Origin of the sequence: Nonomuraea sp. CA-143628 (genome assembly GCF_050942315.1) — a bacterium.
GTDB lineage: Bacteria > Actinomycetota > Actinomycetes > Streptosporangiales > Streptosporangiaceae > Nonomuraea.
In genome coordinates this window covers 2,864,650-2,887,463 of the sequence record NZ_CP192072.1, presented here as the reverse complement: position 1 = coordinate 2,887,463, position 22,814 = coordinate 2,864,650, and the positions used below count along the sequence as shown (strand labels likewise).

Below are 22,814 nucleotides of genomic sequence, written 5' to 3'. Positions count from 1 at the left end.
TCAGATGGGCGGTGGGTCGAAGTCGAAGTCGAGCTGCCTGCCCTCCGTCGCGACCACCGTGTCGGGGTGGTCGTGGCCGCGAACGCGTTCGTACTGGGCGATGGTCCGTGACTGCAGCTCTTCGGCCTGCTCGTCGGCGCCCCGGCGCCGAAGCACCACAGACAAGTTGGCAGCGCACCCGAGCGCCAACGGGTGGGTCTCACCGAGCAGCCGCCGGGACCGCTCGAGCGTGTCCTCGCTGAGGCTCAGCGCGGTGTCCAGCTCGCCGAGCGCTGTCAGGTCGCTGGCTAGATTGATCGCCACGGTGAGGGAGTAGTGGTGGTCACGGCTGAGCCTGGAGTCTAGGGCACGCAGACACTGGTCGTTGAGCTTGCGCGCGCTCTCGACGTCTCCTCGCACCCGGTGCAGCAACGCGAGGTTGCCCGCGCATCCGTGGTTGTACGGATGGTCCTGGCCGTACGCTTCCGGATAGCGGTTCATTGTGTCCAGGGCCAGCTCGAACGCGGAATTGATCCGGCCCGTGCTCCGCATATTGTTGGTGAGGTTCATGGCGGCGGCCAGCGTGTCAGGGTGGCTCGCACCGTACAGCCGCTTGTATCGCTCGTAGACGTCCTGTGCCAACTCGAGCGCATCATCGACACGGCCCGTCCGGCGGAGTGCGATCGAACGGTCTTTGGCGGTGCGCAGGGTCACCCAGTGCTCGACGTCGAGCTCCTGAACGCCGAAGGCGTGGGCGTCCTCGCCGAGATCGCTGGCCTCCTCGTAGTCGCCGCACAGCCGCACCACCCGGGCGAGATTGCCCCAAAACGCGAGGTGGGCCACCTTGCTGACGTCGAGTTTCCGACTCGAGACGGTGAAGACCTCTTCGTGCTCGGTTCGCGCGCGCTCGTAGCGGCTGATCAGGGCGTAGTCGAGGGCCAGGTTGTTCTTGGCGGACAACAGCTCGAGGTGGTCGGGCGGGAACGTGGCCTCGTGGCCGCGCAGGACGTCCTCATCGTGCTCTCGTGCCCGGTCGAAGTCGCCGAGGGCGCGCAGATCCGCCCCAAACCCCTGCGAGATGAACAATGACCTTTCGTGCTCCGGCCCGAAAACCTGACGCGAACGCTCCAGCGCCGACCTGTCGGTGTCGTAGGCCTTCGAGTAGTCGCCCAGCTCACGCAGAACGAGGCCGAGCTGCGACTCCGCCACGATCACGTGCTCATCGTGCGGACCGGAGTCCTTGATCCACTGCTGGAGGAAGCTCTCCACGAAGGCACGGCTCGTCTGGTGCTGACCGGACATGTAGAGGTAGCGCACCATCTTGAGCGCGAACTCGCGCACCTTCGGATCGCGAGTGGCCGCCACCTCGGCTGGCACGATGTGCTGGACCAGCTCGGCGTAGCGTAGCCAGTTGGCCTCGTCGTCCGGATCGCCCAGCACGGCGCTGGCGAGCAGGAGGTGGACCACCTTCCGGTAACGGTGATGATCTTCTTCTCTGAGGTCGGCACGCAGCAGCGCCTGGATGAGTCGGTGCACCTGCAGGGTGCGCGTCTCGGGATCGAGCTTGGCCAGGGCGTAGCGACCGATCACGCGGATGGCCTTGCTGCGCAGCAGCGGCCGATCGAGGAGCTGCTGAAGGCCCGGCCCCACCGCATCGGACACGCCCCAGCGGAAGACGTCGACCGGAATGGGCTCGGGGCCGAAGAAGGCGCAGCACCGGAGAAGCTCGACGGCTTCGGCCAGCTGTTGCTCCAGCTGACTCACTGACAACCGCCAGGCCGCCGTCATCGACCGTGGGTAGTCCAGCGGCTTGGGCATTTGCAACGTGTCAGGCATGTGCTTGGCGAGCTGCTGGAGGTATTCGTCCACCGACATGCCCGCCTCGGCCTGCAGCGCGCCCGCCTGCTCTAGCGCGAGCGGCAGGTGCCCAAGCTCGTCGGCTAGCCGCTGGGCGTCCGCCTCACGCAGGTTGTTAGACACGCGCTTGTGCAGGAACTGAACGCTCTCGCCTTGCGTGAACACGTCCACCGGGACGGTCTCGACGACGCTACGCCACTCCTGGTTGCGCGAGGTGATGAGCACATGGCCGGGACCGCGCGGAATGAGCTGGTTGATGTCCTCGGGGCGGTCGGCGTTGTCGAAAATGAGTAGCCACCGTTCGTACGGCTCGCCGCGGCGCAGCGCATGCAGAACGGCAGCCGCGGTGTCGTCGATGCCGACCGCTTTGGCGGGCGGGAGCCCGAGCCGGGGAGCCAGCGCGGCCAGCGCTGCGGGCACCAGCAGCGCCTGGTCTGCGGATATCCACCAGACGACGTCATATTCGGACTGATAACGCCAGGCATACTCCACGGCGACCTGGGTCTTGCCGACGCCCCCCATACCGTGAAGGGCATGCGGCACCACCGCTGTCACATCAGATGTGATTCCACTGCGCAGCCGTTCGAGAAGCCCTTCCCGACCGGTGAAATTCTTATTGCGCGGAGGTATCTTTTCGCCCCAAACCTCCGGCAATCCGCCGCGCCCCACCGTCCGAGAAGCCGTCACGGACCGATCGTAGCAACACTGGAGCAGGGCTCCTAGCTTGACACCTCAGGCGTGGTCAGCATGGCAAAGAATTCACATTTCATCCTAATATTCTACCAATGTCCTCACATCATCATCTATTACACCAATCAGGATATAAAGGGACAGACCGCCGATCTGACGATCTTCTACTCGAAGGTTCCACCTGGTCACAAAGTTTGCGGCGTCCACGCCCTCCCCCTAGGCAAGGTCCGCCATATGGGCGATGCTGTGGCAGGCGTGCCTTCACAAAGCGGGCTCGCGTGGCCCGACTGTGCGAGCGAGCGCCCTGGAAAAGTCTGGAGTGACAGTGGAGAGGCAGGAGGATGGTTTGTACGAGCGTGTCGATGAAGACGACGGTGGCCTGCTTGATCTCTCTGAAGCCTCGCTCCGCGACATAGCGGCTCTCTCCGCGGAAGACCCCTCCGTGTTCGGCCAGGCGGTGAAGAGGGCACTGGCCCAGAACGGATCGCTCCTCGGGTTCAGTCAGAGCATATGACGCCCACTTCTCGACACGGATCGCAGCCAGCTCTCCTCGAGGTAAGAGAGGAGACCAGAATGCGGGCGCACGACGCGCACGCAGGCTCCGCGGTGGGTCGCGGCGTGAGTGCGCCGCCCACCGGCATAAACTCACGTCATACGTCGGACCGGGCTCCGCCGGTCGACGGCGCTTTCCGTGAGAGGAGTCGACAGCATTGCTGAGCAGTCGCCGTCTTCTCCATGGCAATCGCGCATCCGGCCGACGCGCCTCCTTCTCGCCATCACCGCATGGCCGTTCCTTCAGCCTGGCGGTCGGCGAATGAGCGTGGCCGGACTCTCGTATCCGAAGCCGATCCTGCTTGCAGGACCCCCATTTCGAATGGGATCGCTGCGATGACTGTCAGCGTGATGGCCCACTATGTCGATCGGCAGCCATATGTTGGCGTACGCCCTTTTCGCGCACAAGAAGCTGGGCAATTCTTCGGGCGCTCCGAGGCAGCGGCCGAGCTCGCCGACCGTTGGCGGCGGCATCGGCTGAGCGTGCTCACTGGGCCGCCCGGCTCAGGCAAGACCTCGCTGCTCCACGCGCGGCTCGTCTCTGACACCGCCTTCCGCACCGCCGGTGTCCTGCCCGTCGGCCGGCCCTTCGGACCGCCACCGCCGGCGCTCGCCGCACTGCCCGAGCACAACCCGTACACGCTGGCACTGCTCTGCTCCTGGATGCCTACGACACCGCCGAACCATCTCGCCGGGTTGTCCTTGTACGAGTTCCTCCGCCGCGACGGCTATCCAGGCTGTCCTAGTCCTTTCTTCGTGGCAATCGACCAGGTCGAGAAGGTCTTCGAACGACACGCCCGGCTCGATCCCCACCGGGCCGGCTTCCTGGCCCAGTTGCGCGAGGCCATCGGCGAGCTGTCGGATCTGCACCTCCTGCTGTCGGTCAGGGAGGAGCATCTCCCCGACCTCGAAGCTGCCCTGGGGCCCCTGGAGCCATACGTGCTGGCCCCGCTGACGACGGCCGACGCCGTGGAGGCCGTGGAGCGGCCGATCCAAGGCAGCGGGAGATGGTACGCCGACGGCGCGGCCGAGGACATCGTCGCCACGGTCGCCACGGGACGCGACGCAGTCGATCCGGTTCTCCTTCAGGTGATCTGCTCCCGGTTGTGGGCGTCGCTGCCCACCGACATCACGGCCATCACCGTCCAGGACGTGCACGCGCATCCCGGCATCGAGCGATCGCTTAGGGAGTTCTGCGGGCAGGCGATCGTGGACGTGGCCGCCGAGCACAACGTCTCGACGCTGCGCCTCGCGTCGTGGCTGCAACGGACGTTCGCCACGGGGCCTAGCGCCGACGCGGTGGAGGCCGCCGCCCGCGAGGGTCTGCCCGCCGCCGTGCTAGCGGCATTCCAGGACAGGTACGTGCTTGCGGCCAACCCGCCGTACCGGCTGCGCCACGAACTCCTGACCGGCCCGCTTATGAACCTGGACATCGCCGATCTGCACCCGGGCGGCACTGGTCCGGGGCGGCATCTGTCGGCGGCCGCATCCGCGCTGTTCAGAGGAGATCTGGCGGCCGCGGAGCACAACGTCGGCGCCGCCCTCGCCGCCGCGGGTGAGGCGGACCTGACGCTGCTGGCGCACACCCAGTCGCGCATGGGAGACATCGCCCATCTGCGCCGCGACCCTGAGCGGGCCGTGACCTGCTACCGCGCCGCCGCCGCCCTATTCGAGGCCCTCCAGAACAACATGGCCGTGGCCTACTTGCTGGCCGCTATCGGCCACTCGCTCCTGGCGCAGGGCCTGGACGTCGAAGCGGTCGAGACCCTGCGCTCCGCTGTCGACCGGCTGCCTGCCGACCTCACCCTGCAGACCGAGTTGGGCCGGACGCTGTGGAAGGTAGGGCACGGCCGCGCCGGGGTGACCGTACTCACTGAGGTGCTCAACGCCGATTCCCACACGCCCGAGGCGCTGCGGACCCGTGGGGAGATGCTGGCTGATCTGGGCCGGGCGGAAAGTGCCCTGCGCGACCTCGACCAGGTCCGGCTGCAACTACGCCCCGAAGGCCGTGCCGCCCGCGCCCTCGCCCTCATCGGCACAGGGGATTCCCGTGGTGCCGAAGAGGAGATGGCGGCCGTGCTCGAACCCGGTTCCGACAACGGACCTGTGCTCCTCTACGCGGCCCGGGTGCGGGCGCTGGGCGGCGACCGCATCGCAGCCGCGGACCTGGCCCGGCTCTCGCTGGCCGCCACCGCTCCCGCCCTTACCCGCCATCAGTGCGCCGAGGCCGCTCAGCTCTTGGGGGACGTCCCGAGCGGCTCCTGAGCGTCTTCCGGCCCGACGGCTACCCGGCAGAAGTCATCGACGCATAGATCCAGCCGCTGAAACGACGGCGGCTCCAGCATCTGTCCGCTCACGAACTGGCCGCCAGCGTCAAAGTTCATCCGGGTGTACCGGGTGGTCTGGCTCGCCAGACTGTACGCGGCTGTCGCCAGCGCCCGCGCTGTTCCGGCCACCTCGCTGGGGGACAATACGGCCACCCGGGAGGCCAAATCGCCAACGGACGCCGCCTGCGCCTCGATGGCGGCGAGCCGCTCGTTCATGTCCTCCCAGGGATGGTGAGCCGCGACCTCCACCTGTAGTCGCAGCTTGAGGACTCCGCCCAGTAGATCCCCGTACGCCTGCTCGCGCGCCTGTGTCTGCTGTTCTTCCCTCCGCCGCCGTGCCTCCCGCTCTTCCTTCCTGGCCGCGGCCCGGTTGGTCAGGGCAACGCCCCCGAGGGCACTGAGCGCGCCGACCATTCCACCGGCCGCCGAGATGATGGCCGTAACGACAGAAGCATCTGCCATGTCAGGAGTCTGGCATCGGATCCCGAGTTCTGTAAGGCGTTCTTCCGCCAATTCGCATATCGGCGTCTCTGGGCGGTCGTGATGTCAGGTCAAAGATCGCCATTGCCCGCCCTGAGCGGCGGCCGATTGATCAAATCTCCCCTCAGCCGCTCACCATCCGCAGTGACCAGTGCACCTGCCGATAATTACGTCCGCCCAGGCCATAATCATGTGGAACTCCGCATGGCGTTCGCGAGCTCCAGCCCTCAAAAGACGGATAACGCGTGCGCCATGATGATTGGCCGTGCTCCTACGCCTGGCCTACCTCCGGCGGCCGTCGACACGCTCACGATGGCTCTGTCCCAGAATGACTTAGTCGAGCTTTTCGGCGAGCGTGAGGTCCTGGCCGCGATGCTCGAAGTCGACGCGGGCGTGACGGCCGAACACGACGGCATCCTGCCGATCTGCGACAAGGGATTCGCCGGCAAGGACTTCGAGACGCTTCTGGGCACGTACGAGATCACCATGCTGCGCCCGTCCCGCAAGGACGAGAAGGCCCGCTACGGCGAACCGCTGCTGAAGAAGGTCCGGCAGCTGATCGAATCAGTCAACGACACCCTCAAAGGCCAACTCGACCTGAAAGACCACGGCGGCCGTTCCATCGCCGGGGTCGCCTTCCGCCTCGCCCAGCGCATCCTGGCGATGGCCGCCGCGATCTGGCACAACCACACAACCAATGCCCCGATCACCCGGTCACTGACCGCCTACGACCAGTAACCGGAGATCGGACTTGCTCGTCTAGATAGCGACGAGCTGGCGGGTGATGCTGGGATCACTGATCCTGGTGTCGTCCGCCAGCAGGAACGCCTTCGACAAGATGACCGACAGCATTCCGCCGTCCTCCTCGAACGGCAGGAACACCGATGAGGCGGAGGGGTCGCGGCCGGGGACGATGCACAGGTAGGCGTCGTTCGGCTCCATCAGGATGTTGCCCGACCCCAGATGAATCCGGTAGGTGCGCAGTTGCCCCCGCACACGCAGGAATCGGTCGGTCAGCTCCGCCCGGTCGGCGATCTTCAGCCGGGGCAACAGCCGAGCCAGCGCGTCACGCCGGGTGCGAGCGGTCTCGCTCAGCTCGCCGAACCCGTACGACTGCCAGTAGCCGTCGTGCCCGGCCGCCGCCTGCTGGTCGAGCCCCAGGGACCCGACCCCCACGGCGAGGTCGGCGTCGCGCAGCAGTTCCGACAACACCAGCGGCGGCACTTCGGTGAGCGGCGCGTCGCCGGGAAGATCCGCGTGGCGGAACCGGATCGCGTCGGTGGCGGCGCAGGAGGCCGTGCCCCAGTCATCCTGCGCGGGGTCGGAGGCGACCCGCATGCCCCAGCTCACCTGCCAGCCGGCGAGCGTCTTGACGGCGGCCCCTATGTCGCCGCCGCACTCGTAGTCCCAGTGACCGATCGACAGCTTGCTCCAGCCGCGTTGCTCCAGCAGCGCCTTGGCCTGCCCGTAGCGCACGATGTGGCCCTTGAAACGGTCGGAGTGGGTGCGGGTGCGCTCCTCGGCCGGGGTGAGCAGGTAGACCTCGCGGTAGGCCTGCTTGAACGGCTGCCTGATCCCCCGCTCCAGCAGGTGGTCGCGCCAGCCGCGCACCCCCTCGACACTCTCCAGGATCGGGTGCCACAACCGGACGGGCGTGCCGGCGCCCGGACGCACGGATTCGCCGCTCACGCCGGCCAGTGCCCAGCCGCCGCCATCCCTGACCGGCAGCCCGGCGAACCCGTCGCGGAGCCGCCAGATGAGGGCGCGAGTGTAGGGGCCGGTGACCGGATGGTCGAAGAAGTACTGCTCGGCCTCCTGCCAGGACAGCTCGCGTTCGACGATGAGCATCTGCTCCAGGCGTAGCCGCTCGGCGGCCTGCGTGCGTTTGAGGTCTTTCAGCGTGGCCTTGAGATCGGCGAGCACCGGATCCTGGCGGATGGACTGGGGCGCCGACTTGACGACGCGCCCGGACGCGTTGACGAACCGCAGCACCGGCCCCTCGGCGTCGAGCCGGACGACGCAGTCGCCGGCCTGCTCCTCCCGGACCCCGTCGGGGCCGAGCCCGAAGGCCGGGACCGTCCGGTCGACGAGCTGTTCGTGGCTCAGCCCCTCTTGTACGGCCACCGCGTCGAGAGCGTCGGACGCCTTCGCCAGCAGGGCCGGTCTGCGCAGCCTGGCTCGTACGCGCGCGAGCACGCCCACCGTGTCGAGGCCGCCCCGCTTGGCCAGCACGTTCAGTGCGGCGTTGGCCAGTCTCTCGTTGCGGCAGACGGCAGCGCCGCCGGTGCCGTTGCGCCCGATGCCGCAGTTGACGGCGACGTCGCCGAGCAGCGTGGACACCCAGGGCGCGTCGATCACCTCGCAGGTCCACAGCATGCCGCGCAGCGGGAGGGCGGTGCGGCGAGCGAGGAAGACCCTGCCGTCGGGCTCGCGGCTCTCGCGGTGGGTGGCCACGCGGGAGAGGATCTCGCGCAGCACCGCCACGCCGTCGTCGGTGAGCAGCGTGCGGACCTTGGCGAGCCAGGGTTCGCTGGGCCTGCCGGCCTTGGCCTTGCGCCAGTGTCTCAGCAGAGGCAGCACGGCGGGGTGGGTCAGCCGGTCGGCGTACTTTCCTGCCATGGCACGGGCGATGGGGTCGCCGTCCCAGACCAGGGTGCGCACGACCCCGGCCGGCCCGTGCTCCGGGGGCTCGGTCAGGACGCGTTCCAGGTCCTTGCGTAACGCGGCCCGGCCCGGGCCGCGGTGGGCCGGGTGCCACGGCGGCACGTCATCAAGGATCTGACGGCGCTCGGGGTATCCGAGCGTCGCGATGGCGGCCAGCGGGATCCGGTACAGCTCGGCGTGGCCGGTGTGACCGCAACTCGACAGCGCGTCGGCGATCTCCCACAGGAAGCGCGTGTCCTCGAATGTCCAGGACATGTCGCCATCGGCCACCTCGCCCACCAGCCGGAGCACCTCCTCGGGGTGCTCGTGGCCGCCCCTGTCGCCCAGGCTGAGCCGCAGTTGCGCCCACATGCCGAACGCCCTGCGCCCGGCCTCGTCGGCGCCAGGCCGCCCGCCCGCGTCGTACAGAGCGAACAGCTCACGCGGCAGCCCCTCGATGCGGTAGTTGAGCAGGTAGCCCTGGGACTTGGGAAAGTTGTCGAGGACGCCCATGTCAGGCTCCGACCCGCCGCACGGGGCGGACGAGCTCGCGCGCCGGGCTCACGTCGGGCCGAGCGGGAAGGGCGATCTCGACTGGGCACCTGGCGGTGGCGCTCTCGTCTCTGAAGGTGGCCGTGGCCATGGGGGCTCCATCGTCGTCGGTCGGTCAACGTGACAGGCCATAGCTATCAACGGGCACCGACAATCCGACCGCGCAAATTGAACTGCATGGATGAGATTTCCGGCAGGCGCAGTGCTTGATCACGGTTTGGTGTCGTGCGACCAACCGATCTTGACGTGGGAACACTCATAAGTCGTTATTAGAACGTCTGTTCCCATTTGTGCAGGAGGTTCTCGTGCGCCACCCACTGGTTCGCCGATTAGCCGCTTACTGCGGCGCCGCCGGCCTGATCACCGGCCTGCTCACCGTCGCGGCCCCCGCCGCCTCGGCGGCCGGCACTACCACCGACCTCGGGGTCACCGACTCCTACACCGCCGACCTGGCCGTCGGCGGCGGCCGAGTGTTCGTTCCCGCCGGCGACCGCATCATCGTGGCCGACACTGACGGAAACCTCACCGGCGGCGTCGTCACCGGCCTGTCCGGCGTCCGCGAGCTGGCCGTGAACGCGGACGGCACCCGCCTGTACGCGGCGCTAACCGGCTCGAACGAGGTGGCCGAGATCGACACCGCGAGCCTAGCCGTCACCCGGCGGATCGACCTGTCGGCCCACCCGTGCCCGTCCACCCTGGCATTGCTGGGCGAGCGGCTGTGGGTGGGACACGGGTGCGACAACGGCCCTGGCGGCGTCGTCGGCCTGAATCTGAGCGCGACCACACCGGCGCCGGTGGCGGTCGGGGGCGAGCACCTGCGGCCTCCCGTGCTCGCGGCCGCCGGCGACACCCTCGTGGTCGGCCAGACCGCCCTGCACCACGCCGACATGCTGGTCTACGACATCGGCGACGGCGCCCCCGCGCTGCGCGGCACGATCGACGGCAAGAAGTGGCGCATCGACTCCCTGAGCGACCTCACCCTGAGCTCCGACGGCGGCACCCTGTTCAGCGCGGCCGACACCCCCGGTCAATTCACCAGGTACGACACCAGGACCCTGGCGGCGACCGGCACCTACAGCGACGGCTGGGACGGGTACCCGTCCGCCGTGGCGCTCGGCTCGGACGGCGCCTACGTCGCGGCCGGACGCCAGTGGGGCAGCACCGACCTCACCCTCTACGACGCCGCGACCGGCACGGAGCTGTTCACAGCCGACCAGCCGGACGCCGAACTGCTCCCGGACGGCGTCGCGTTCTCCGGCACGGACGTCTTCGCGTTGCTGCGCAGTTCCACGGACCGGCTGCTGCTGTGGCGGGTGACGGGCGTCGCGCTACCGGCCACCAAACTCACGGTGACGGCCCCCGCGGACGCGTACGCCGGCTCGCCGATCACCGTCGAGGGGCGGCTCACCCGCGCCAACGGCGAGGCGCTCGGGCTCAAGCCGCTCACGGTGATCCAGTACCTGCCCGGCTGGACGAAACTGCCGATCACCGGCGTGACGACGCGGCAGGACGGCACGTTCACCTTCCAGGACACGCCCGTCTTCGAGCTGCCGCCATACATCGGCGAGGTGATCTACTGGGTGTTCTGGGACGGCGACGACGGCCACCGCCGCAGCAGCGCCTCCGCCACCGTGACGGTCAAGCACGAAGCCACGCTCACCCTGACAGGGCCGCAGTCCGGCGTCGCCGGCACGGCCGTGGAGCTGAGCGGCGCCCTGACGGCGGGCGGCAGGCCGCCCTCACCGGGGTCCACGCTCACCGTGCAGCGCACCCTGTACATCAAGGGCACCAGCGGTAAGACCGTCAAGCTCCCGCCGGTGAGCGTGAACGCCGACGGCACGTACACGTTCACCGACACGCCCGCCAACGCCGGCAGGTACAGCTACCTCGCGAGCTATGCCGGGGACGGCGGGACCGGACCGGCCCAGGCCACCCATCAGATCATCGTCAAGTGACCCGACGGCCGTGCCCGGCCATCGGGCCGGGCACGGCCGTCAGCCCTTCATCGCACCGCCGAAGTTGACCGAGCCCGCCAGGTACTTGTTTGACCGCCACTCAAAGGATCACCGCTGACGCTGTGTGAAGATCGAGAACACGGCGAACTGCCCGTAGGTGACCTCCCCGTACCGGTGACGGTTTCCGGGGATTCGGGTGACGCCGATCGATCGGACGGCCTGCCCGAGATTCGCAAGGGCTGTGTCTGCTCGGGAGTCGGCGGAAGTGCTCACCCCGTCGCTGGCTGAGGTGGAGTAGGCGTTCGACAAGACGCAGGACGATGTCTGCGTACGTGCTCGACCACCAGCCGTGCGGTGGCTTCCGGCGCCTCCTCCGAGATCCAGTGACCGGTGCCCTCCAGCGCCACGAACTGGTAGGGACCGGTCACCCATTTCGCCGTCAGCTCCGCGGTGCGGCGCCGCACCACAGGATCGCCGTCACTCCACACGTACAGGCTCGGCACCTCCACCGGACCGATCGCCACGTCCGCCGGATCTTTGGCAGCGAACCAGCTCAACGCCGCACGCAGCGCCCCGGGGTCGCTCAACCGCGTCACGTACTCCTGGACGTGGTCCACCGGGACCGCCGAGCCCAGCGCGTTCCGGATCCACGCCAGGCCGTTCCGCAGCATCGCCTCCGCACCGTCCGGCGTGAAAGTCCGGTGGTAGTCCGGCACCGCCTGCGAGCCCTCCCGCACCGCATCGGCGAAAGCGCGGGGATGCGGCGTAGAGAACGAGGTGAGCGTCGCGATCCTGCCAGGGCTGGCGAAGGCGGTGCACCACGCGACCGAGCCGCCCCAGTCGTGCCCGACCAGGTGGAACCGATCGGCACCCAACGCGTCCGCCACGTCCAGCACGTCCCGCACCAGGTAAGGCATCCGGTAGGCCGTCACATCCGCCGGTCGTGCGCCGGGTGAGTACCCGCGTTGGTCCACGGCCACGGCAAGGAACCCCGCCTCGGCGAGTGCTGCCACGTGTGCCGCCCACTGCCGGGAGTTCTCCGGGAAACCATGCAACAGGATGACCAGTTCGCCCTCCGGTGGGCCGTCCATCAGTGCGGTGAAACTCAGCGAGTTCACCTTGATCGTCGACTCAGGCACGGGACTCTCCTTCTACTGGGGGCGGGTAGAAGAGGGGGCGTCCGCAGGCCCGGGGCCACGCGCCTGATCCGGGGCGGCGGGAAGGTTCTCTTCCCCCCATTGCCGCAGAGCCGCGATCACTGGACGCAGGGATTCGCCCCTCGGCGTGAGGGCGTACTCATGGTGGGCTCCGCCGCCGGGAGCGGGCACGATCATCAGGATCTCGGCGTCCACCAGTGCGCGCAGGCGTGTCGTGAGGATGTTTCTCGCCACCCCGAGCGTGCGGTGGAACTCGCTGAATCGGCGGTCCCCGTCGAGCGCGGCCCGGACGATCAGCAGCGACCACCAGTCGCCGATCACGTCCAGTGTCCGGGCGACGGGGCAGGTGCTGTCACCAAGGCGGGTTCGTCGCACCATGCCGCACTCCTCCTTTCGGTTTCATGATGCTACCAAATCTTGGTTTCAAGATGCCACCAAAGCGTTGGCCGGGATGGCGGTTAGCGCACCACGATCCGGGCGCGGGCAAGGTTGTACGGGCGGTGGGCCGGAAGTCCCCGATCCGATCACAGATCCAGAGCGAATCATCGACCTGAATGTACGCCGACGAGACCGGCTCGGCGGCGTCCTCTGACCTGCATGGATGGAACTTCGGCAGGCGCACGGTTCGTCCCGGCCGAGCTGGACCGGTACCTGGCGATCGCCGGCGCCCGGCGGCCGGCCGACGCCGGAACGCCGCGCGGGATCGCCCCGGAGAGGTCACCGACCTGGCGGTGTGCGACGGCGACCCGTTCGAGGAGGGCACGCGGGTGATCTGGACGTGAGTCGGTGGCAGGCCCGCCTACGACAGACGGTAGATGGTACCGGCCCACACCCAGATCCCGCGGCCGTCGGCGGTGGGGCCCATCGCGTCCGGCAGGTCGAAACCGCGCGGCGCCTTGATCCGCTGCCATGCGCCCGCCCGGTACACCACCTCCGGCCGGTGATCCGAGCCGAACCACACCGCGCCCGAGGCGTCGGTGACCACGTGCTCCAGCCGGTCCGGCTTGACCGGCAGGTCCAGCCGTTGCCACTGCGCCCCGTCCCAGTGCAAGGCGAGGGTCTTGAGCGTGCTGTACACGTGACCCGCGCACTTGGCGACGTGCGAGCGGACCTCGGCCGAAGCCCAGACGCCGCCGGTGGCGTCGGCGGCCCAGTCGGTGATCTCCACGGCGGGTTCGGTCCACTTCGTGCCGCAGGCTCCGGAGACGCCGCCCTTGGGGGCTGGCGGCAGGGTGACACTGGGCAGCGGCGTCTTTACCCACTGGCCGCTGTCCCAGCGCATGGGGGTGCGGCGATCGGCGCTCAGCGCCCAGACGTCGTCGCCGCCCGCCGCGAGGAGCCGGCCGACGGGGCGAGGGGTGTCCTGGCGGCGCCAGGTCGCGCCGTCCCAGCGCCAGGCCCGCTTGCCCGCGCCCGCGACCCACACCTCGTCCTGGGCGGCCACGACTCCGTCCGCCAACCGGCCAGCCGCCCGGATTGGGTGGTCCGTCCAGGTCTTGCCAGAGATGCGCCAGGCATGGATCGTGCCGTCCGTGCCGGCGAACGCCCAGGAACGGCTGATCTCGACGGTCTTGGCGCGGGCGAAGGCGGCCGGGGTGGCCGTGGCGCGCCAGCGCCGGCCGCTCCAGCGCAGCATCTGCCAGACGTGGCGCTTCTCCCAGTCGAGGGCGACGGCGAGATCGCCCTCGATCTTGTGATCCTTCGTCAGGAAGGCCAGGCTGTCGGCGGGGGTCTTCTCCCAGTGCGGGCCTGGACCGGCGACGAGGGACAGCGCGAGAGCCACATTGAGGATCATGCTGGCAATTGTCTCCATAGTGCGCCGGGCGCGTCAGACGAAACGAGCCAGCCGGGTGACGGCTCCACGGCTCGCCATCCCCGGACCGCGTGCGCCTCACGAGCCAATGGCCCGCTTTCCGGCGGCCCGGCTCTCGGTCCAGGTCGCGCCAGCAGCAGGATCTGCAGGCGGGCCTGCTGGCCGCCCGAGAGGGTCTCCAATTTCTGGTTGGCGGCCGGGGCTAGTTCGTAGCGGGCCAGAGCGGCCATCGCGTCGTTGAGAATGATCGGGTGTTCAGACATCCGAAAGGCTGCGTCAGGCCGGTGACGCTCGAGGTCCTCGCAGATGACCGCGCGTTTGCCGGTGCGGCCGCCGCGCGGGCGCATCCGCACCAGTCCCGCTCACAGCGACCACCCGATCACAATGGGCAAACCGTCGTACCGTTGGAAGGCCGGATCGAACGCCGCAAAATACTCGACGGGCTGATCAACGAGTACCACCGAGCCGCGTAGTCACTCCGGAGGACTCCCAGCTCCGGCCCTATGCGATGAATTTGAAGCGGCACAGGGGTTGGCGCACGCAGCGCTAGACGAAAATTCTAGAACGCATCCGACCACGCATAATCGCAGGTCAGAACATGATCAAAGCGCGCCCTGCAGGATTCGAACCTGCGACCGTCGGATTAGAAGTCCGTGGTTAAGCGTGTCACGTGGTGCCGGGATGTGTCGCGGGATCAAGGTTTTCGCTGGTCGGAGCGACGCTTCTCCGGTCGGTCGTGTCGGGATTTCCGCCCTGAATCGGGGTCGTGTGAGACTGCCGGTCCCCCTACGGTCTCCCCCGACGCCCCCATCTCGGAGCTCACGTGAAGAGGTCGGGCCGTTCTGAATTCGGCGCGGCGGCCCACCTTGCGGGGCCCTTTTGGCAGCAGCAGGCCCGGTCGCGCGGGCACCGGCATGTACCGTAGGCCAGTCGAAAAGACCAACCGATGGGGGCCATGATGCCGTTATCCGAAGGATGGCGAGACCACTACGAGCGCATGCTGCGCAGCCGAGCCCGACTCGCCGAAGCCGCAGGCCCGTCCAGTATCGGTAGCGACGAGGCGCGTGATCGCCTCTACCACTTCTTCCAGGACGCCTTCCACCTACGCGACTGGCTGTACAACTCCGACGACCCAGTAGTGGCAGCCAAGGCAGCAGGCCTCAAGCACCAGCAGAATACCTACATCAAGACGACGCCCGTGCTCGCGCTGTGCGCTGACGTGTGCAACGGCACCAAGCACTTCACCCTGTCCCGTGCCGAGACAGGCGATACGAGCACCACCATCTCCAGCCAGAGCGTTGCCATCACCCTCCCCGCGTTCGAGGTACGCGTCGAGTTCCCCGGCCCGGCCGAACGTAAGCGAGCACGCAGAGAAGCCGAAGCGCGTCAGGCGCAAGCAACCGCTACCCATGAATGGATCATCACGTCGGATGGACAGCCGTACGACGCTGTTCAGCTCGCCGACGACGTCATCGCCGCGTGGAACTCCTGGTTGAACGCCAAGAGCCTGCTCTAGCTGCACGCGCGAAGACACCCCGCCCTGCCGGGCGCGGGAAGCGAGCACCTCCGCAGCGACACCGCGTGGCCAGTAGTGGTGACGGAGGGTGCTGCTCATATTACGAGGTACGACGTGAGGTCGCGACGGGTGCGACCCATTCCCATGCCATTGCCCAAGTATCGGGCCGATCATAGGCAGCTGCAGTCTCTACAGCCCGGCAGCGGCAAGTACAAGCGGTCGTACACCAGGTCGTACGCCTCGGACGTGCGGAGCATTTCCTCGAAGGGAGTGGTCGCTGGGATTCGATCATCCTGCGCGGCGAAGGCTTCCTCCCAGACGATGGGCTCCCGCATCTTGGTGGGGTCGTTTGCACACTCCGGTGGATAGCCCCGCCCATTCCCCACGAGTTCAAGCAGGAAGGGTTTGACAGCCGTGCTGAAGAACGCATTGGCGCACCAGCGGCTTTCGTCGGCAGCCACGCTCTTGGCCACGCGCTGAACGAGGACGTCGAGGGCAGCGATGCGGGTGTCGCAGGCCGCGATGATGTCCCATGTGGGTTCGATCACGACTCTCCTTGAACGAGGGGCTGAATGCCCGAATCGGTGGGCCGGTGATGCATGACCATGTAGTCGCTCCCGGTCACGATCAAGCCGGATTCTTGAAGCTGGCGCCCCACCATCGGTCCGCCTCGCCGAACTCCATTTCGGCAATCTCCCTGTACTCGTCCGTGACCGTCCACGCGGACGGAACGGTGGGTGGGTGTACGGTCACGCCCTCTTCGTCGCCCAATCTGTAGATCGCCTCTGCTTGAGTAGCTGTGAGGGTTGGTCCCTCGACGGCGAAGCTGCGAGAGCGGCCGATCCGTTGAGCGCCGGCAGCCGCGAGAAGGCTCACGGCGATCTCCAACGACTCAACGCCAACTATCCGGATGACGATCCTCGATTCACTCATGACGCTGAGTATGTGCTCGTGGTTGTGGGTCCCACCCGATCTTCCGAAGATTCCCACAGTGCCCTCGTCCCGGCTGCCGACACTAGGCAGCAGGAGGGGCGCGAACTCTGACGCCGAGCGAGGCCTCGCGGCGGGAATTCAAGCGATTGATTCCGTCCCGGACGAAAGATAAAGACAGTCTTATCTACTATCTTGCCCGGCAAGATCCAGCCGTGCCGGGGCCCGGTCGACGCGGGCGTTTCAGTGGCGTGGCTGCAGCCGGTCGATGCCTCCGGGGTAGGCGTTGCCGAGCGCGACGACGACGTCCAGGAGCGCGCCGTACAACCTGCCGTGCTGCCAGTGCTGGTGGGCGAGCGGCCCACCGGGCTCCAGTTCGCGGACGAGCCGGGCGAGCTGCTTCCGCCATTCGTCCGCCGTCGACGGTGTGCGCGGTGCGGCGGCTGCGGCCTGCTGTTGCGGTTCCGGCGCGGGCCGGGGGCGGCTGATCGACCGGGCTGCGCGCTGCCCGCGGGCCCTACGGGACAGGTTGATGAACTCGTCGACGGCCTCCTCCAGCGCCTCGCGCATGGCGTAGAGCGTGTCGGCCACGTCGTCGGACAGGTCGCCGTGCTCCCCGCCGAGCACGGCACGCAGGTGCCTCAGGTCGGCCTCCATGGAGAACAGCCGGACGCACGCCTCACGAGCATCGGCGGGCAGCTCGTCACGTACGGCCGCCAGCGCGGCGGCGCTCACGTACCCGGCCAGCGTCTGCCCATGCCGGGTGGCGATCGCCTCCAGAGCGTCATGTTCGGCGTCGGACAGGCGCAGGTTGACCCGCTTGACGCGCCGTCCCTGACCGCGTTGCCGGGTCCGCCGGCGGCGTGCGGGTGTCGGTGGTGCAGCGTCGGACACGGGACCCTCCCGACAGTTTGGGGAACCCAAACCTATAACTTGCTCCGCACGTAGCGGAGGCGGTGGCCGGGCTGGTCACAGGCATGAAAAACCCCGGCCGGGGCGGCCAGGGTGGTCCCGCGTATCGTCGCGAAGTGACGATACCTTAGCACTGTTTCTAGTCGATCTTGGGTCTATGATCTCTGATTGATCAGGTTCTGATCTGCCGTCTTGCTGCTGTCTAATTACTGCTGACTGATGATCTGTGACGCATTGCATCTGATGGATGGCTCCAGAATGATCTATCTGGCAGTTCTCGCTCCGGATCAGCACCGCCCTCGACCTCTTCACCCGCCGCGGCCTGGGCCAGGCCCACGGACGTCGCGATATCCCACCGAAGCTCACCCCAAGGCCCCCGGACGCCCAAGGAGTAGAAGCGCTTCCTGCGCGTCGTGGAGACCCGCCGGCACGCCCGCGCCATCAGACGCCTGCTGTTCTACTCCAGGGCTGTGCGTCGCCGAGCTGGTCGCCCTGGACGTCCCCGACGTGCCGCCAGGCGCGTGGTCGACCATATGGTCGACGAGCGCGCGCCGAGGCGGACCTGGTCGATAATGGCCCCGGCGCACCCGCCGTCTCTGCGCGCATCCTGCGGCGCATCTTCGCCACCAACCTGTTGCGCCGGGGCGTGACGGCGCCGTGGCCGGTCGCCGAGTGCGGAAAGGCGCGCCTATGACGGTTTGTCGCAGTCAGCGGCTATTATCCACACCATGACAGCGTCCGCTACTGGAGAGTCAAGGTATCTTGTCAAGTTAAATGGGTCACCCGAGCCAGGCTTCGTGGCCTGGCCTTTTCCTGAGCCATTTCCACGCCCTATCTGCACCTATCGCGCCCGTCAGGGCCCGCCTGGCAGCCCCTATCCTTACGGTTTGCCAGCATCCCGACCCAGGGTGTGGCACGTTCGCCATGCGCGCCTTCGGGACGGCGTCATGTCAATGAGCCCGTCAAGACTTCGGACGCTCATCGACGTCATGAGGTGCTTGATGCTGAGTATCGAAGGCCGGGAGAAGGGCATTGAGACGCGTAGTGCCTCGCTCGGACCTTCGCCCGCGAGTCTTGAGGCGCTGGTTCCTGCTCAGCGGCTGGCCTGTCAGCCGTGGTGCGTCGAGCACGAGCACGCCGAGGGGGTGTGCACCGGACCCACCGTCGCCACCCCTGGCGGCCGGTGGGGCATACCCGGCCACATCTCCATGAGTCACGGCCCTGCCGGCGGCACGCTATTCATGCTCGCCCACGACCCGGACGCCGAGCTGACCACCGACGAGTTCGAGCAGCTCTGCCTGATCGGGCTCGCCCAGGTCTCCCTCGCCCGTGGTAAGAATCGTTCGGGGGGCCAGGCCTGACGGACGTGCCCCAGCACCTGCCGCCCGCGCGAATGTTGTGGACCATGGCCGACGAGCGGGCCGTCCCCCAATCCGTGCGCGGTCTCACCAGCGCGGTGGCCAGTCCGGTCGCGGGATCTGCTCGGAGACCGTCCATACTCCGCGGTCCCAGCGTGCATCCGACCCGCGCGGCCCGTACACGAACATCGGCTGCGACGCTGCCTCATACTTACCAGCCAGATCCGCCAGCACATACAGTAACTCCGCGATCGCACCATCCGCGGCATACCCGGGGCACGACAATACCCGCACCTGCTGGCCCGCCTGCGTCCCCACGATGATCTGGACATGGTCGGCGGCGCGGAAGCGCCTCCATGGCTCGTGATTCCATTGGAGCTCGTCGTCATCCTTGAAGATTGGGAGCGGGTTGACGTTTACGATCGCGTCGACCCGGATGAACTGTTGCGGATCCTCGGTCACCAGCCACGCCGCCATGCCTTCAGCGTGAGCGACGATCCCACTGGCGGCAACCCCCGGTCGAGCGCGGCTCGGTAGCCGGATGTGACTGCTCGGAGCCGTGACGTTGTCTGGCGTGATTGCTTGGGTGGAAGTCGTGCACATCCTCAAGAGATCACTCGTCGCAGGCGCCATCACTGCCGCCACACTCGGACTTGCCAGCGCCACCTACCAGGCCTGGGGTTCGGCGCGGGACCGACGCCGCTTCCCGCCGCCCGGCCAAATGGTGGACGTCAGTGGCCGACGCATCCACCTGTGGACGGCCGGAACCGACTCGCCGACGGTCGTCCTCATCCCCGCTCTCGGGGAGCCGTCCCTCGACTTCGCCCCGCTCCTGCCGCAGCTGTCCGAGGAGACGACGACGGTCATCTTTGACCGGGCTGGACTCGGCTGGAGCGAGCCCATCTGGAAGCCGATGGCCCAGCTGGGCGCGGCCGACGACCTACACACCGCGCTCCACCGGGCTGGCATCGTCCCGCCGTACATCTTGGCCGGCCACTCCATGGGCGGGTTCATCATCCGGCTCTTCGCCGCCGCATACCCGGAGGAGATGGCCGGAGCTGTGTTCATCGACTCCAGCCACCCGAGCCAGCACAAACTGCCCGGCTATCACTGGTGGACGGTCAGGTACGCGTCGCTGCGCCGCGCGCGGTGGTACGGTCTGCGCCGCCTGGCTGTCCAATTTGGCATCGCGGACCTGGACGTGTCCTGGTATCCGCAGGAGTATGCGGACGTAGGTGTCGCGCTGAAGCTCGGTGACCGGCAGCGCCGCGCGTCGTGGTGGGAACTCGCATTGCGGGCGCAGATCGGTGCCCAGGTTCGCTGCCGGACGGGTCCGCTCGGCGACGTCCCGGTGACAGTGCTGACGTGCAGCGAGGCCGGTCCAGACACCGCGACCCAGAAGGAGATCGCGTACTACCGGGAGCACTTCAGAACGTGGTACCCGCTGCAGGCCGATCTTGCGGCTCTGTCCACCGACAGCAAGCATGTCGTGGTCGAGAATGCGGGCCACTACATCCACCACGACCAGCCGGAGCTGGTGGTAGAGGCAATCTTGGACATGGTGCGGCGTGTGCGGGCCTGATCGAACTCAGCGTCCTTCCAGGTTGCGCTCGTCGAGGATCGCGCCTGCGGCGCTGACCACGCTGGGAGCTTGCAATTTTGATCAGGCTGCGGCCACGCTGGTTCGATGCGACTTCTGATCCTTGGTGGAACTGCTTTCGTCGGCCGCGCCATCGCGTCTCAGAGCGTGGCGCGGGGCTGGGCCGTCATGACGTTCAACCGCGGTATGTCCGGGTCGGACGTGGCCGGAGTGAAGACGATCCGGGGAGATCGCTACAGCAGCGCGGACCTCGCAGAACTCGCCGCGGCGGGCACCTGGGACGCCATCGTCGATACCTCGGGGTACGTACCGCGCAATGTGCTCAGGACGGCCACGGCCCTGAGGGGCCGAGCCAGCCGGTATCTCTTCATGTCCACCGTGAGCGTCTATGCCGCGTGGCCGGTGGAGTCGCTCGATGAGGATTCAACCCTGTTGGATTGCCCTCCTGATGCAGACGAGAGCTTCGGCCAGGACACGGAAGACGGGCCCACCCGGTACGGATACCAGAAATCCGGGTGCGAAGCTGCGGTCCAGTTGGCGTTCGGGGAGAGTCAGGCGACTCTTCTCCGGTCGGGCGTGGTGCTTGGCCCGAACGAGTACGTTGGCCGACTCCCATGGTGGCTGCGTCGTGTCGCTGAGGGCGGGCGAGTTCTCGCACCTGGAGACCCTGACCGCACGATCCAGCCGGTGGATGTTCGTGACCTTGCCACCTTCGCGCTCCACGCCATCGAGCATGACCTCTCCGGCCCATTCAACGTGACCGCCCCCACCGACTTCGACACCTTCGGCGGCCTACTCTCCCACTGCAAGGAGGCGACGCAGAGCGTGGCCGAACTTGTTTGGGTGCCGGACGATGACCTGGTGCGGGCCGGCGTCCGCCAGTGGTCCGAGATCCCGCTCTGGCGCACCTTCCCCGGGGTGTGGCAGGTCTCCTCCGCTCGAGCTCACGCGGCAGGACTCGTATGTCGGCCCCTCCGTAGCACCGTGCATGACACATGGGCGTGGATGGCCACTCTGGCATCGCGTCAGATCGTGAACGAGCGTTCCGGCGAGATCGGGCTAAGCAAAGAGCGCGAGGCCCAGGTCTTGGCCACGGTCATCACGTGACCCCGTCGACCGCGTCAGGTTTGGCGGCCGTGTCGTTCAGCCAGTCGATGACGCGAGTCGTCAGCTGCCGCGGCGCCTGCCGCGCGAGGCCGGGTGCATGAAGGATGTCGCGTATCTTGGCTATCCGCCCCGCCAGCGACACGTTCCGTAGTTCTTGCGGGAGGGAGAATACTGATTCGAGTTCGCCCGCAGCCTCGTCGTACTCCCTGGCGAGCAGGTGGGCCGCAGCCAGGTCGATTGTCACTCCGGCGACGGGCGAAAACGGTCGTCGGCTTTCAGGGACGGTGGCGTAGCTGTCGAGCGCGCGCCGGGCATGGATGGCCGCCTGCTCACCGTTGTACATGTGCAGCCAGGCTGCAGCCGCACACGCCGAAGCGCGAGCGTCATCGAACGTGAACTCACCCTTGACCTCGCGGTCCAGTTCGTCGGGGTAGGCATGTCTATCGTTGGCGTCCGCCTGCGCTGCAGCCAGGGCGTCCTCAACCGCCGCAGCGTTTCCCTCGATGGCGTGGGCACGGCTCTTGATGTGCTGGAGCCGGTAGCGAGGCGCGCCCTTTGGGGCGACCGCAAGACCTCGTGCTATGAATTCCAGAGCTCGGCGGGGCTCGTCTCTCCAGAATGCCAGCGTGCCCTGCAACCCGAGCGTCCACGCCATCAGTGAGTTGTGGCTGGCAAGCTCTGCGTACGTGGTGGCTGAGCGGGCAAGCGTGGCAGCGGCAGGCCAGTTTCCCAGGTCGAACGCGATGGACCCCATCAGCGCATTCGTCTCCCCCAGCACCACATACAGGTCTGCGAGGTCCGAGGGGCGGCGGGTGCATTCGGTGAGAGAGCATGCGAGGTCTCGCACTGCTCTGGTGTCGACGAACACGTCGAGCGGTGGCCTGGAGGAGTACGCTCGGGCAGCGGCGGCAGTGCGATCGTGAAGGTCCGCGATGCTCTCGCCTCCGCACGACGCCCTCGATGCTGCGTCTTCAGCCGATTCGTGAGCTGCCGCCATAATCACCTCTCGCGGGCTGTCGCTGATGGTTGAGCGGCGCAGGGACGTTCCCTCCTGTTCGAGAACCGCCGCAAACCGACTCCGTGCCGGCACCGGTGCGCGATTCAGCGTGTCGTAGAGGACTTGGTGCGCGTGCGCCGAGAGAGCCCTGCCCAACTTGGTGGTTTCCCAATCGGCGACAGTCCGCGTTCCAACGTGGAGATGCTCGGCGAACGCCTCCTGGGTCAGGAGCATGGCGTGCCGTAGTGCTCTGGCCGTGCGGCCGGTCCATACGTCGACTTCCACGGTCCGCTCCAAGGCGACATCGTCTGCATGTTCAGTGCATCACGGATGCGTGGGATCTGCATGCCCGTTGCCTGGCTGCGTACGACTCTGAGCAGTTCACTGAA

The 22,814-nt window shown here is 67.6% G+C and carries 21 protein-coding genes, 1 tRNA gene and 1 pseudogene; 9 read left to right on the top strand and 14 right to left on the bottom strand.

The genetic code is table 11. The features are described from left to right. Complete coding sequence (gene fxsT / locus ACQP2T_RS13650) at nt 1–2,505, bottom strand: FxSxx-COOH system tetratricopeptide repeat protein (protein WP_433516514.1); 2,505 nt, start codon at nt 2,503–2,505, stop codon at nt 1–3. A 346-nt stretch (nt 2,506–2,851) separates the two neighbouring features. Here fxsT and ACQP2T_RS13645 point away from each other — a divergent pair, with 346 nt between their 5' ends. After that, nucleotides 2,852–3,040 carry a hypothetical protein gene (locus tag ACQP2T_RS13645; protein WP_433516513.1) on the top strand — a complete coding sequence of 63 codons (189 nt, stop codon included), beginning with the start codon at nt 2,852–2,854 and terminating at the stop codon, nt 3,038–3,040. Between the two features lie 221 nt (nt 3,041–3,261). Next, the gene (locus tag ACQP2T_RS13640; RefSeq protein ID WP_433516512.1) at nt 3,262–5,343 is read left to right on the top strand and encodes a hypothetical protein; all 2,082 of its coding nucleotides are present in this window, start codon (nt 3,262–3,264) and stop codon (nt 5,341–5,343) included. Here ACQP2T_RS13640 and ACQP2T_RS13635 read toward each other — a convergent pair. After that, a complete protein-coding gene (locus ACQP2T_RS13635; protein ID WP_433516511.1) occupies nt 5,310–5,867 on the bottom strand; it encodes a hypothetical protein in 558 nt (185 codons plus the stop codon). The two genes, ACQP2T_RS13640 and ACQP2T_RS13635, sit on opposite strands and share 34 nt — an antisense overlap. 366 nt (nt 5,868–6,233) lie before the next feature. On the opposite strand from ACQP2T_RS13635, the pseudogene ACQP2T_RS13630 reads away from it, so the two are divergent. Next, nucleotides 6,234–6,623: pseudogene (locus tag ACQP2T_RS13630) on the top strand (IS982 family transposase); the annotation flags it as partial. A gap of 21 nt (nt 6,624–6,644) precedes the next feature. Here ACQP2T_RS13630 and ACQP2T_RS13625 read toward each other — a convergent pair. Then, nucleotides 6,645–9,041 carry a DUF4132 domain-containing protein gene (locus ACQP2T_RS13625; protein WP_433516510.1) on the bottom strand — a complete coding sequence of 799 codons (2,397 nt, stop codon included), beginning with the start codon at nt 9,039–9,041 and terminating at the stop codon, nt 6,645–6,647. 1 nt (nt 9,042) lies between these two features. Continuing rightward, complete coding sequence (locus tag ACQP2T_RS13620; RefSeq protein WP_433516509.1) at nt 9,043–9,171, bottom strand: hypothetical protein; 129 nt, start codon at nt 9,169–9,171, stop codon at nt 9,043–9,045. Nucleotides 9,172–9,385: 214 nt separating this feature from the next. Here ACQP2T_RS13620 and ACQP2T_RS13615 point away from each other — a divergent pair, with 214 nt between their 5' ends. After that, nucleotides 9,386–11,035: a hypothetical protein gene (locus ACQP2T_RS13615; RefSeq protein WP_433516508.1), complete on the top strand. Its 1,650-nt coding sequence runs from the start codon at nt 9,386–9,388 to the stop codon at nt 11,033–11,035. Nucleotides 11,036–11,304: 269 nt separating this feature from the next. Here the strand turns inward: ACQP2T_RS13615 and ACQP2T_RS13610 are convergent, their stop codons facing one another. Then, nucleotides 11,305–12,174, bottom strand: coding sequence for an alpha/beta fold hydrolase (locus tag ACQP2T_RS13610; RefSeq protein ID WP_433516507.1), 870 nt, complete (start codon nt 12,172–12,174; stop codon nt 11,305–11,307). Nucleotides 12,175–12,186: 12 nt separating this feature from the next. After that, the gene (locus ACQP2T_RS13605; RefSeq protein ID WP_433516506.1) at nt 12,187–12,570 is read right to left on the bottom strand and encodes a winged helix-turn-helix transcriptional regulator; all 384 of its coding nucleotides are present in this window, start codon (nt 12,568–12,570) and stop codon (nt 12,187–12,189) included. 176 nt (nt 12,571–12,746) lie between these two features. Here ACQP2T_RS13605 and ACQP2T_RS13600 point away from each other — a divergent pair, with 176 nt between their 5' ends. Continuing rightward, complete coding sequence (locus ACQP2T_RS13600) at nt 12,747–12,974, top strand: hypothetical protein (protein WP_433516505.1); 228 nt, start codon at nt 12,747–12,749, stop codon at nt 12,972–12,974. A 17-nt stretch (nt 12,975–12,991) separates the two neighbouring features. Here the strand turns inward: ACQP2T_RS13600 and ACQP2T_RS13595 are convergent, their stop codons facing one another. The 3 genes from ACQP2T_RS13595 to ACQP2T_RS13585 all read right to left on the bottom strand — a co-directional run bounded on the left by ACQP2T_RS13595 (nt 12,992) and on the right by ACQP2T_RS13585 (nt 14,695). Further along, nucleotides 12,992–13,987 (bottom strand): hypothetical protein, encoded by a 996-nt coding sequence (locus tag ACQP2T_RS13595; protein ID WP_433516504.1) that lies wholly within the window; start codon nt 13,985–13,987, stop codon nt 12,992–12,994. Continuing rightward, nucleotides 13,984–14,268 carry a hypothetical protein gene (locus ACQP2T_RS13590; protein ID WP_433520026.1) on the bottom strand — a complete coding sequence of 95 codons (285 nt, stop codon included), beginning with the start codon at nt 14,266–14,268 and terminating at the stop codon, nt 13,984–13,986. Before ACQP2T_RS13590 ends, ACQP2T_RS13595 begins: the two co-directional genes overlap by 4 nt. Before the next feature lie 345 nt (nt 14,269–14,613). Next, nucleotides 14,614–14,695 (bottom strand) — tRNA-Ser (locus tag ACQP2T_RS13585). Nucleotides 14,696–14,951: 256 nt separating this feature from the next. On the opposite strand from ACQP2T_RS13585, the gene ACQP2T_RS13580 reads away from it, so the two are divergent. After that, nucleotides 14,952–15,521: a hypothetical protein gene (locus tag ACQP2T_RS13580; protein WP_433516503.1), complete on the top strand. Its 570-nt coding sequence runs from the start codon at nt 14,952–14,954 to the stop codon at nt 15,519–15,521. Nucleotides 15,522–15,691: 170 nt separating this feature from the next. On the opposite strand, the gene ACQP2T_RS13575 is transcribed toward ACQP2T_RS13580, so the two are convergent. From ACQP2T_RS13575 to ACQP2T_RS13565, 3 genes are all read right to left on the bottom strand, one after another. Continuing rightward, nucleotides 15,692–16,069: a hypothetical protein gene (locus ACQP2T_RS13575; protein ID WP_433516502.1), complete on the bottom strand. Its 378-nt coding sequence runs from the start codon at nt 16,067–16,069 to the stop codon at nt 15,692–15,694. A 79-nt stretch (nt 16,070–16,148) separates the two neighbouring features. Then, on the bottom strand, nt 16,149–16,454 hold the full coding sequence (locus tag ACQP2T_RS13570; protein ID WP_433516501.1) for a hypothetical protein: 306 nt from the start codon (nt 16,452–16,454) through the stop codon (nt 16,149–16,151). A gap of 240 nt (nt 16,455–16,694) precedes the next feature. After that, nucleotides 16,695–17,345, bottom strand: a complete 651-nt coding sequence (locus ACQP2T_RS13565) for a hypothetical protein (protein ID WP_433516500.1) — start codon at nt 17,343–17,345, stop codon at nt 16,695–16,697. Nucleotides 17,346–18,364: 1,019 nt separating this feature from the next. Between ACQP2T_RS13565 and ACQP2T_RS13560 the strand changes: the two genes are divergently transcribed. Continuing rightward, nucleotides 18,365–18,724, top strand: a complete 360-nt coding sequence (locus ACQP2T_RS13560; RefSeq protein WP_433516499.1) for a hypothetical protein — start codon at nt 18,365–18,367, stop codon at nt 18,722–18,724. Nucleotides 18,725–18,808: 84 nt separating this feature from the next. Here the strand turns inward: ACQP2T_RS13560 and ACQP2T_RS13555 are convergent, their stop codons facing one another. Then, nucleotides 18,809–19,198 (bottom strand): hypothetical protein, encoded by a 390-nt coding sequence (locus ACQP2T_RS13555; RefSeq protein ID WP_433516498.1) that lies wholly within the window; start codon nt 19,196–19,198, stop codon nt 18,809–18,811. Nucleotides 19,199–19,316: 118 nt separating this feature from the next. On the opposite strand from ACQP2T_RS13555, the gene ACQP2T_RS13550 reads away from it, so the two are divergent. Both ACQP2T_RS13550 and ACQP2T_RS13545 read left to right on the top strand, forming a co-directional pair. After that, nucleotides 19,317–20,303 (top strand): alpha/beta fold hydrolase, encoded by a 987-nt coding sequence (locus ACQP2T_RS13550; protein ID WP_433516497.1) that lies wholly within the window; start codon nt 19,317–19,319, stop codon nt 20,301–20,303. A 105-nt stretch (nt 20,304–20,408) separates the two neighbouring features. Beyond that, the gene (locus tag ACQP2T_RS13545) at nt 20,409–21,428 is read left to right on the top strand and encodes an NAD-dependent epimerase/dehydratase family protein (protein ID WP_433516496.1); all 1,020 of its coding nucleotides are present in this window, start codon (nt 20,409–20,411) and stop codon (nt 21,426–21,428) included. Here ACQP2T_RS13545 and ACQP2T_RS13540 read toward each other — a convergent pair. Then, a complete protein-coding gene (locus tag ACQP2T_RS13540; RefSeq protein WP_433516495.1) occupies nt 21,421–22,710 on the bottom strand; it encodes a helix-turn-helix domain-containing protein in 1,290 nt (429 codons plus the stop codon). The genes ACQP2T_RS13545 and ACQP2T_RS13540 overlap by 8 nt on opposite strands. Nucleotides 22,711–22,814: the final 104 nt, after the last annotated feature.

Excerpts from the sequence above, each read along its gene's own strand:
- ACQP2T_RS13640 (WP_433516512.1), top strand. The coding sequence starts at position 3,262 with ATGGCAATCGCGCATCCGGCCGACGCGCCTCCTTCTCGCCATCACCGC.
- ACQP2T_RS13560 (WP_433516499.1), top strand. The coding sequence starts at position 18,365 with ATGCTGAGTATCGAAGGCCGGGAGAAGGGCATTGAGACGCGTAGTGCC.
- ACQP2T_RS13555 (WP_433516498.1), bottom strand. The coding sequence starts at position 19,198 with ATGGCGGCGTGGCTGGTGACCGAGGATCCGCAACAGTTCATCCGGGTC.
- ACQP2T_RS13580 (WP_433516503.1), top strand. The coding sequence starts at position 14,952 with ATGGGGGCCATGATGCCGTTATCCGAAGGATGGCGAGACCACTACGAG.
- ACQP2T_RS13605 (WP_433516506.1), bottom strand. The coding sequence starts at position 12,570 with ATGGTGCGACGAACCCGCCTTGGTGACAGCACCTGCCCCGTCGCCCGG.
- ACQP2T_RS13590 (WP_433520026.1), bottom strand. The coding sequence starts at position 14,268 with ATGTCTGAACACCCGATCATTCTCAACGACGCGATGGCCGCTCTGGCC.
- ACQP2T_RS13635 (WP_433516511.1), bottom strand. The coding sequence starts at position 5,867 with ATGGCAGATGCTTCTGTCGTTACGGCCATCATCTCGGCGGCCGGTGGA.
- ACQP2T_RS13600 (WP_433516505.1), top strand. The coding sequence starts at position 12,747 with ATGTACGCCGACGAGACCGGCTCGGCGGCGTCCTCTGACCTGCATGGA.
- ACQP2T_RS13570 (WP_433516501.1), bottom strand. The coding sequence starts at position 16,454 with ATGAGTGAATCGAGGATCGTCATCCGGATAGTTGGCGTTGAGTCGTTG.
- ACQP2T_RS13620 (WP_433516509.1), bottom strand. The coding sequence starts at position 9,171 with ATGGCCACGGCCACCTTCAGAGACGAGAGCGCCACCGCCAGGTGCCCA.
- ACQP2T_RS13595 (WP_433516504.1), bottom strand. The coding sequence starts at position 13,987 with ATGATCCTCAATGTGGCTCTCGCGCTGTCCCTCGTCGCCGGTCCAGGC.
- ACQP2T_RS13625 (WP_433516510.1), bottom strand. The coding sequence starts at position 9,041 with ATGGGCGTCCTCGACAACTTTCCCAAGTCCCAGGGCTACCTGCTCAAC.
- ACQP2T_RS13545 (WP_433516496.1), top strand. The coding sequence starts at position 20,409 with ATGCGACTTCTGATCCTTGGTGGAACTGCTTTCGTCGGCCGCGCCATC.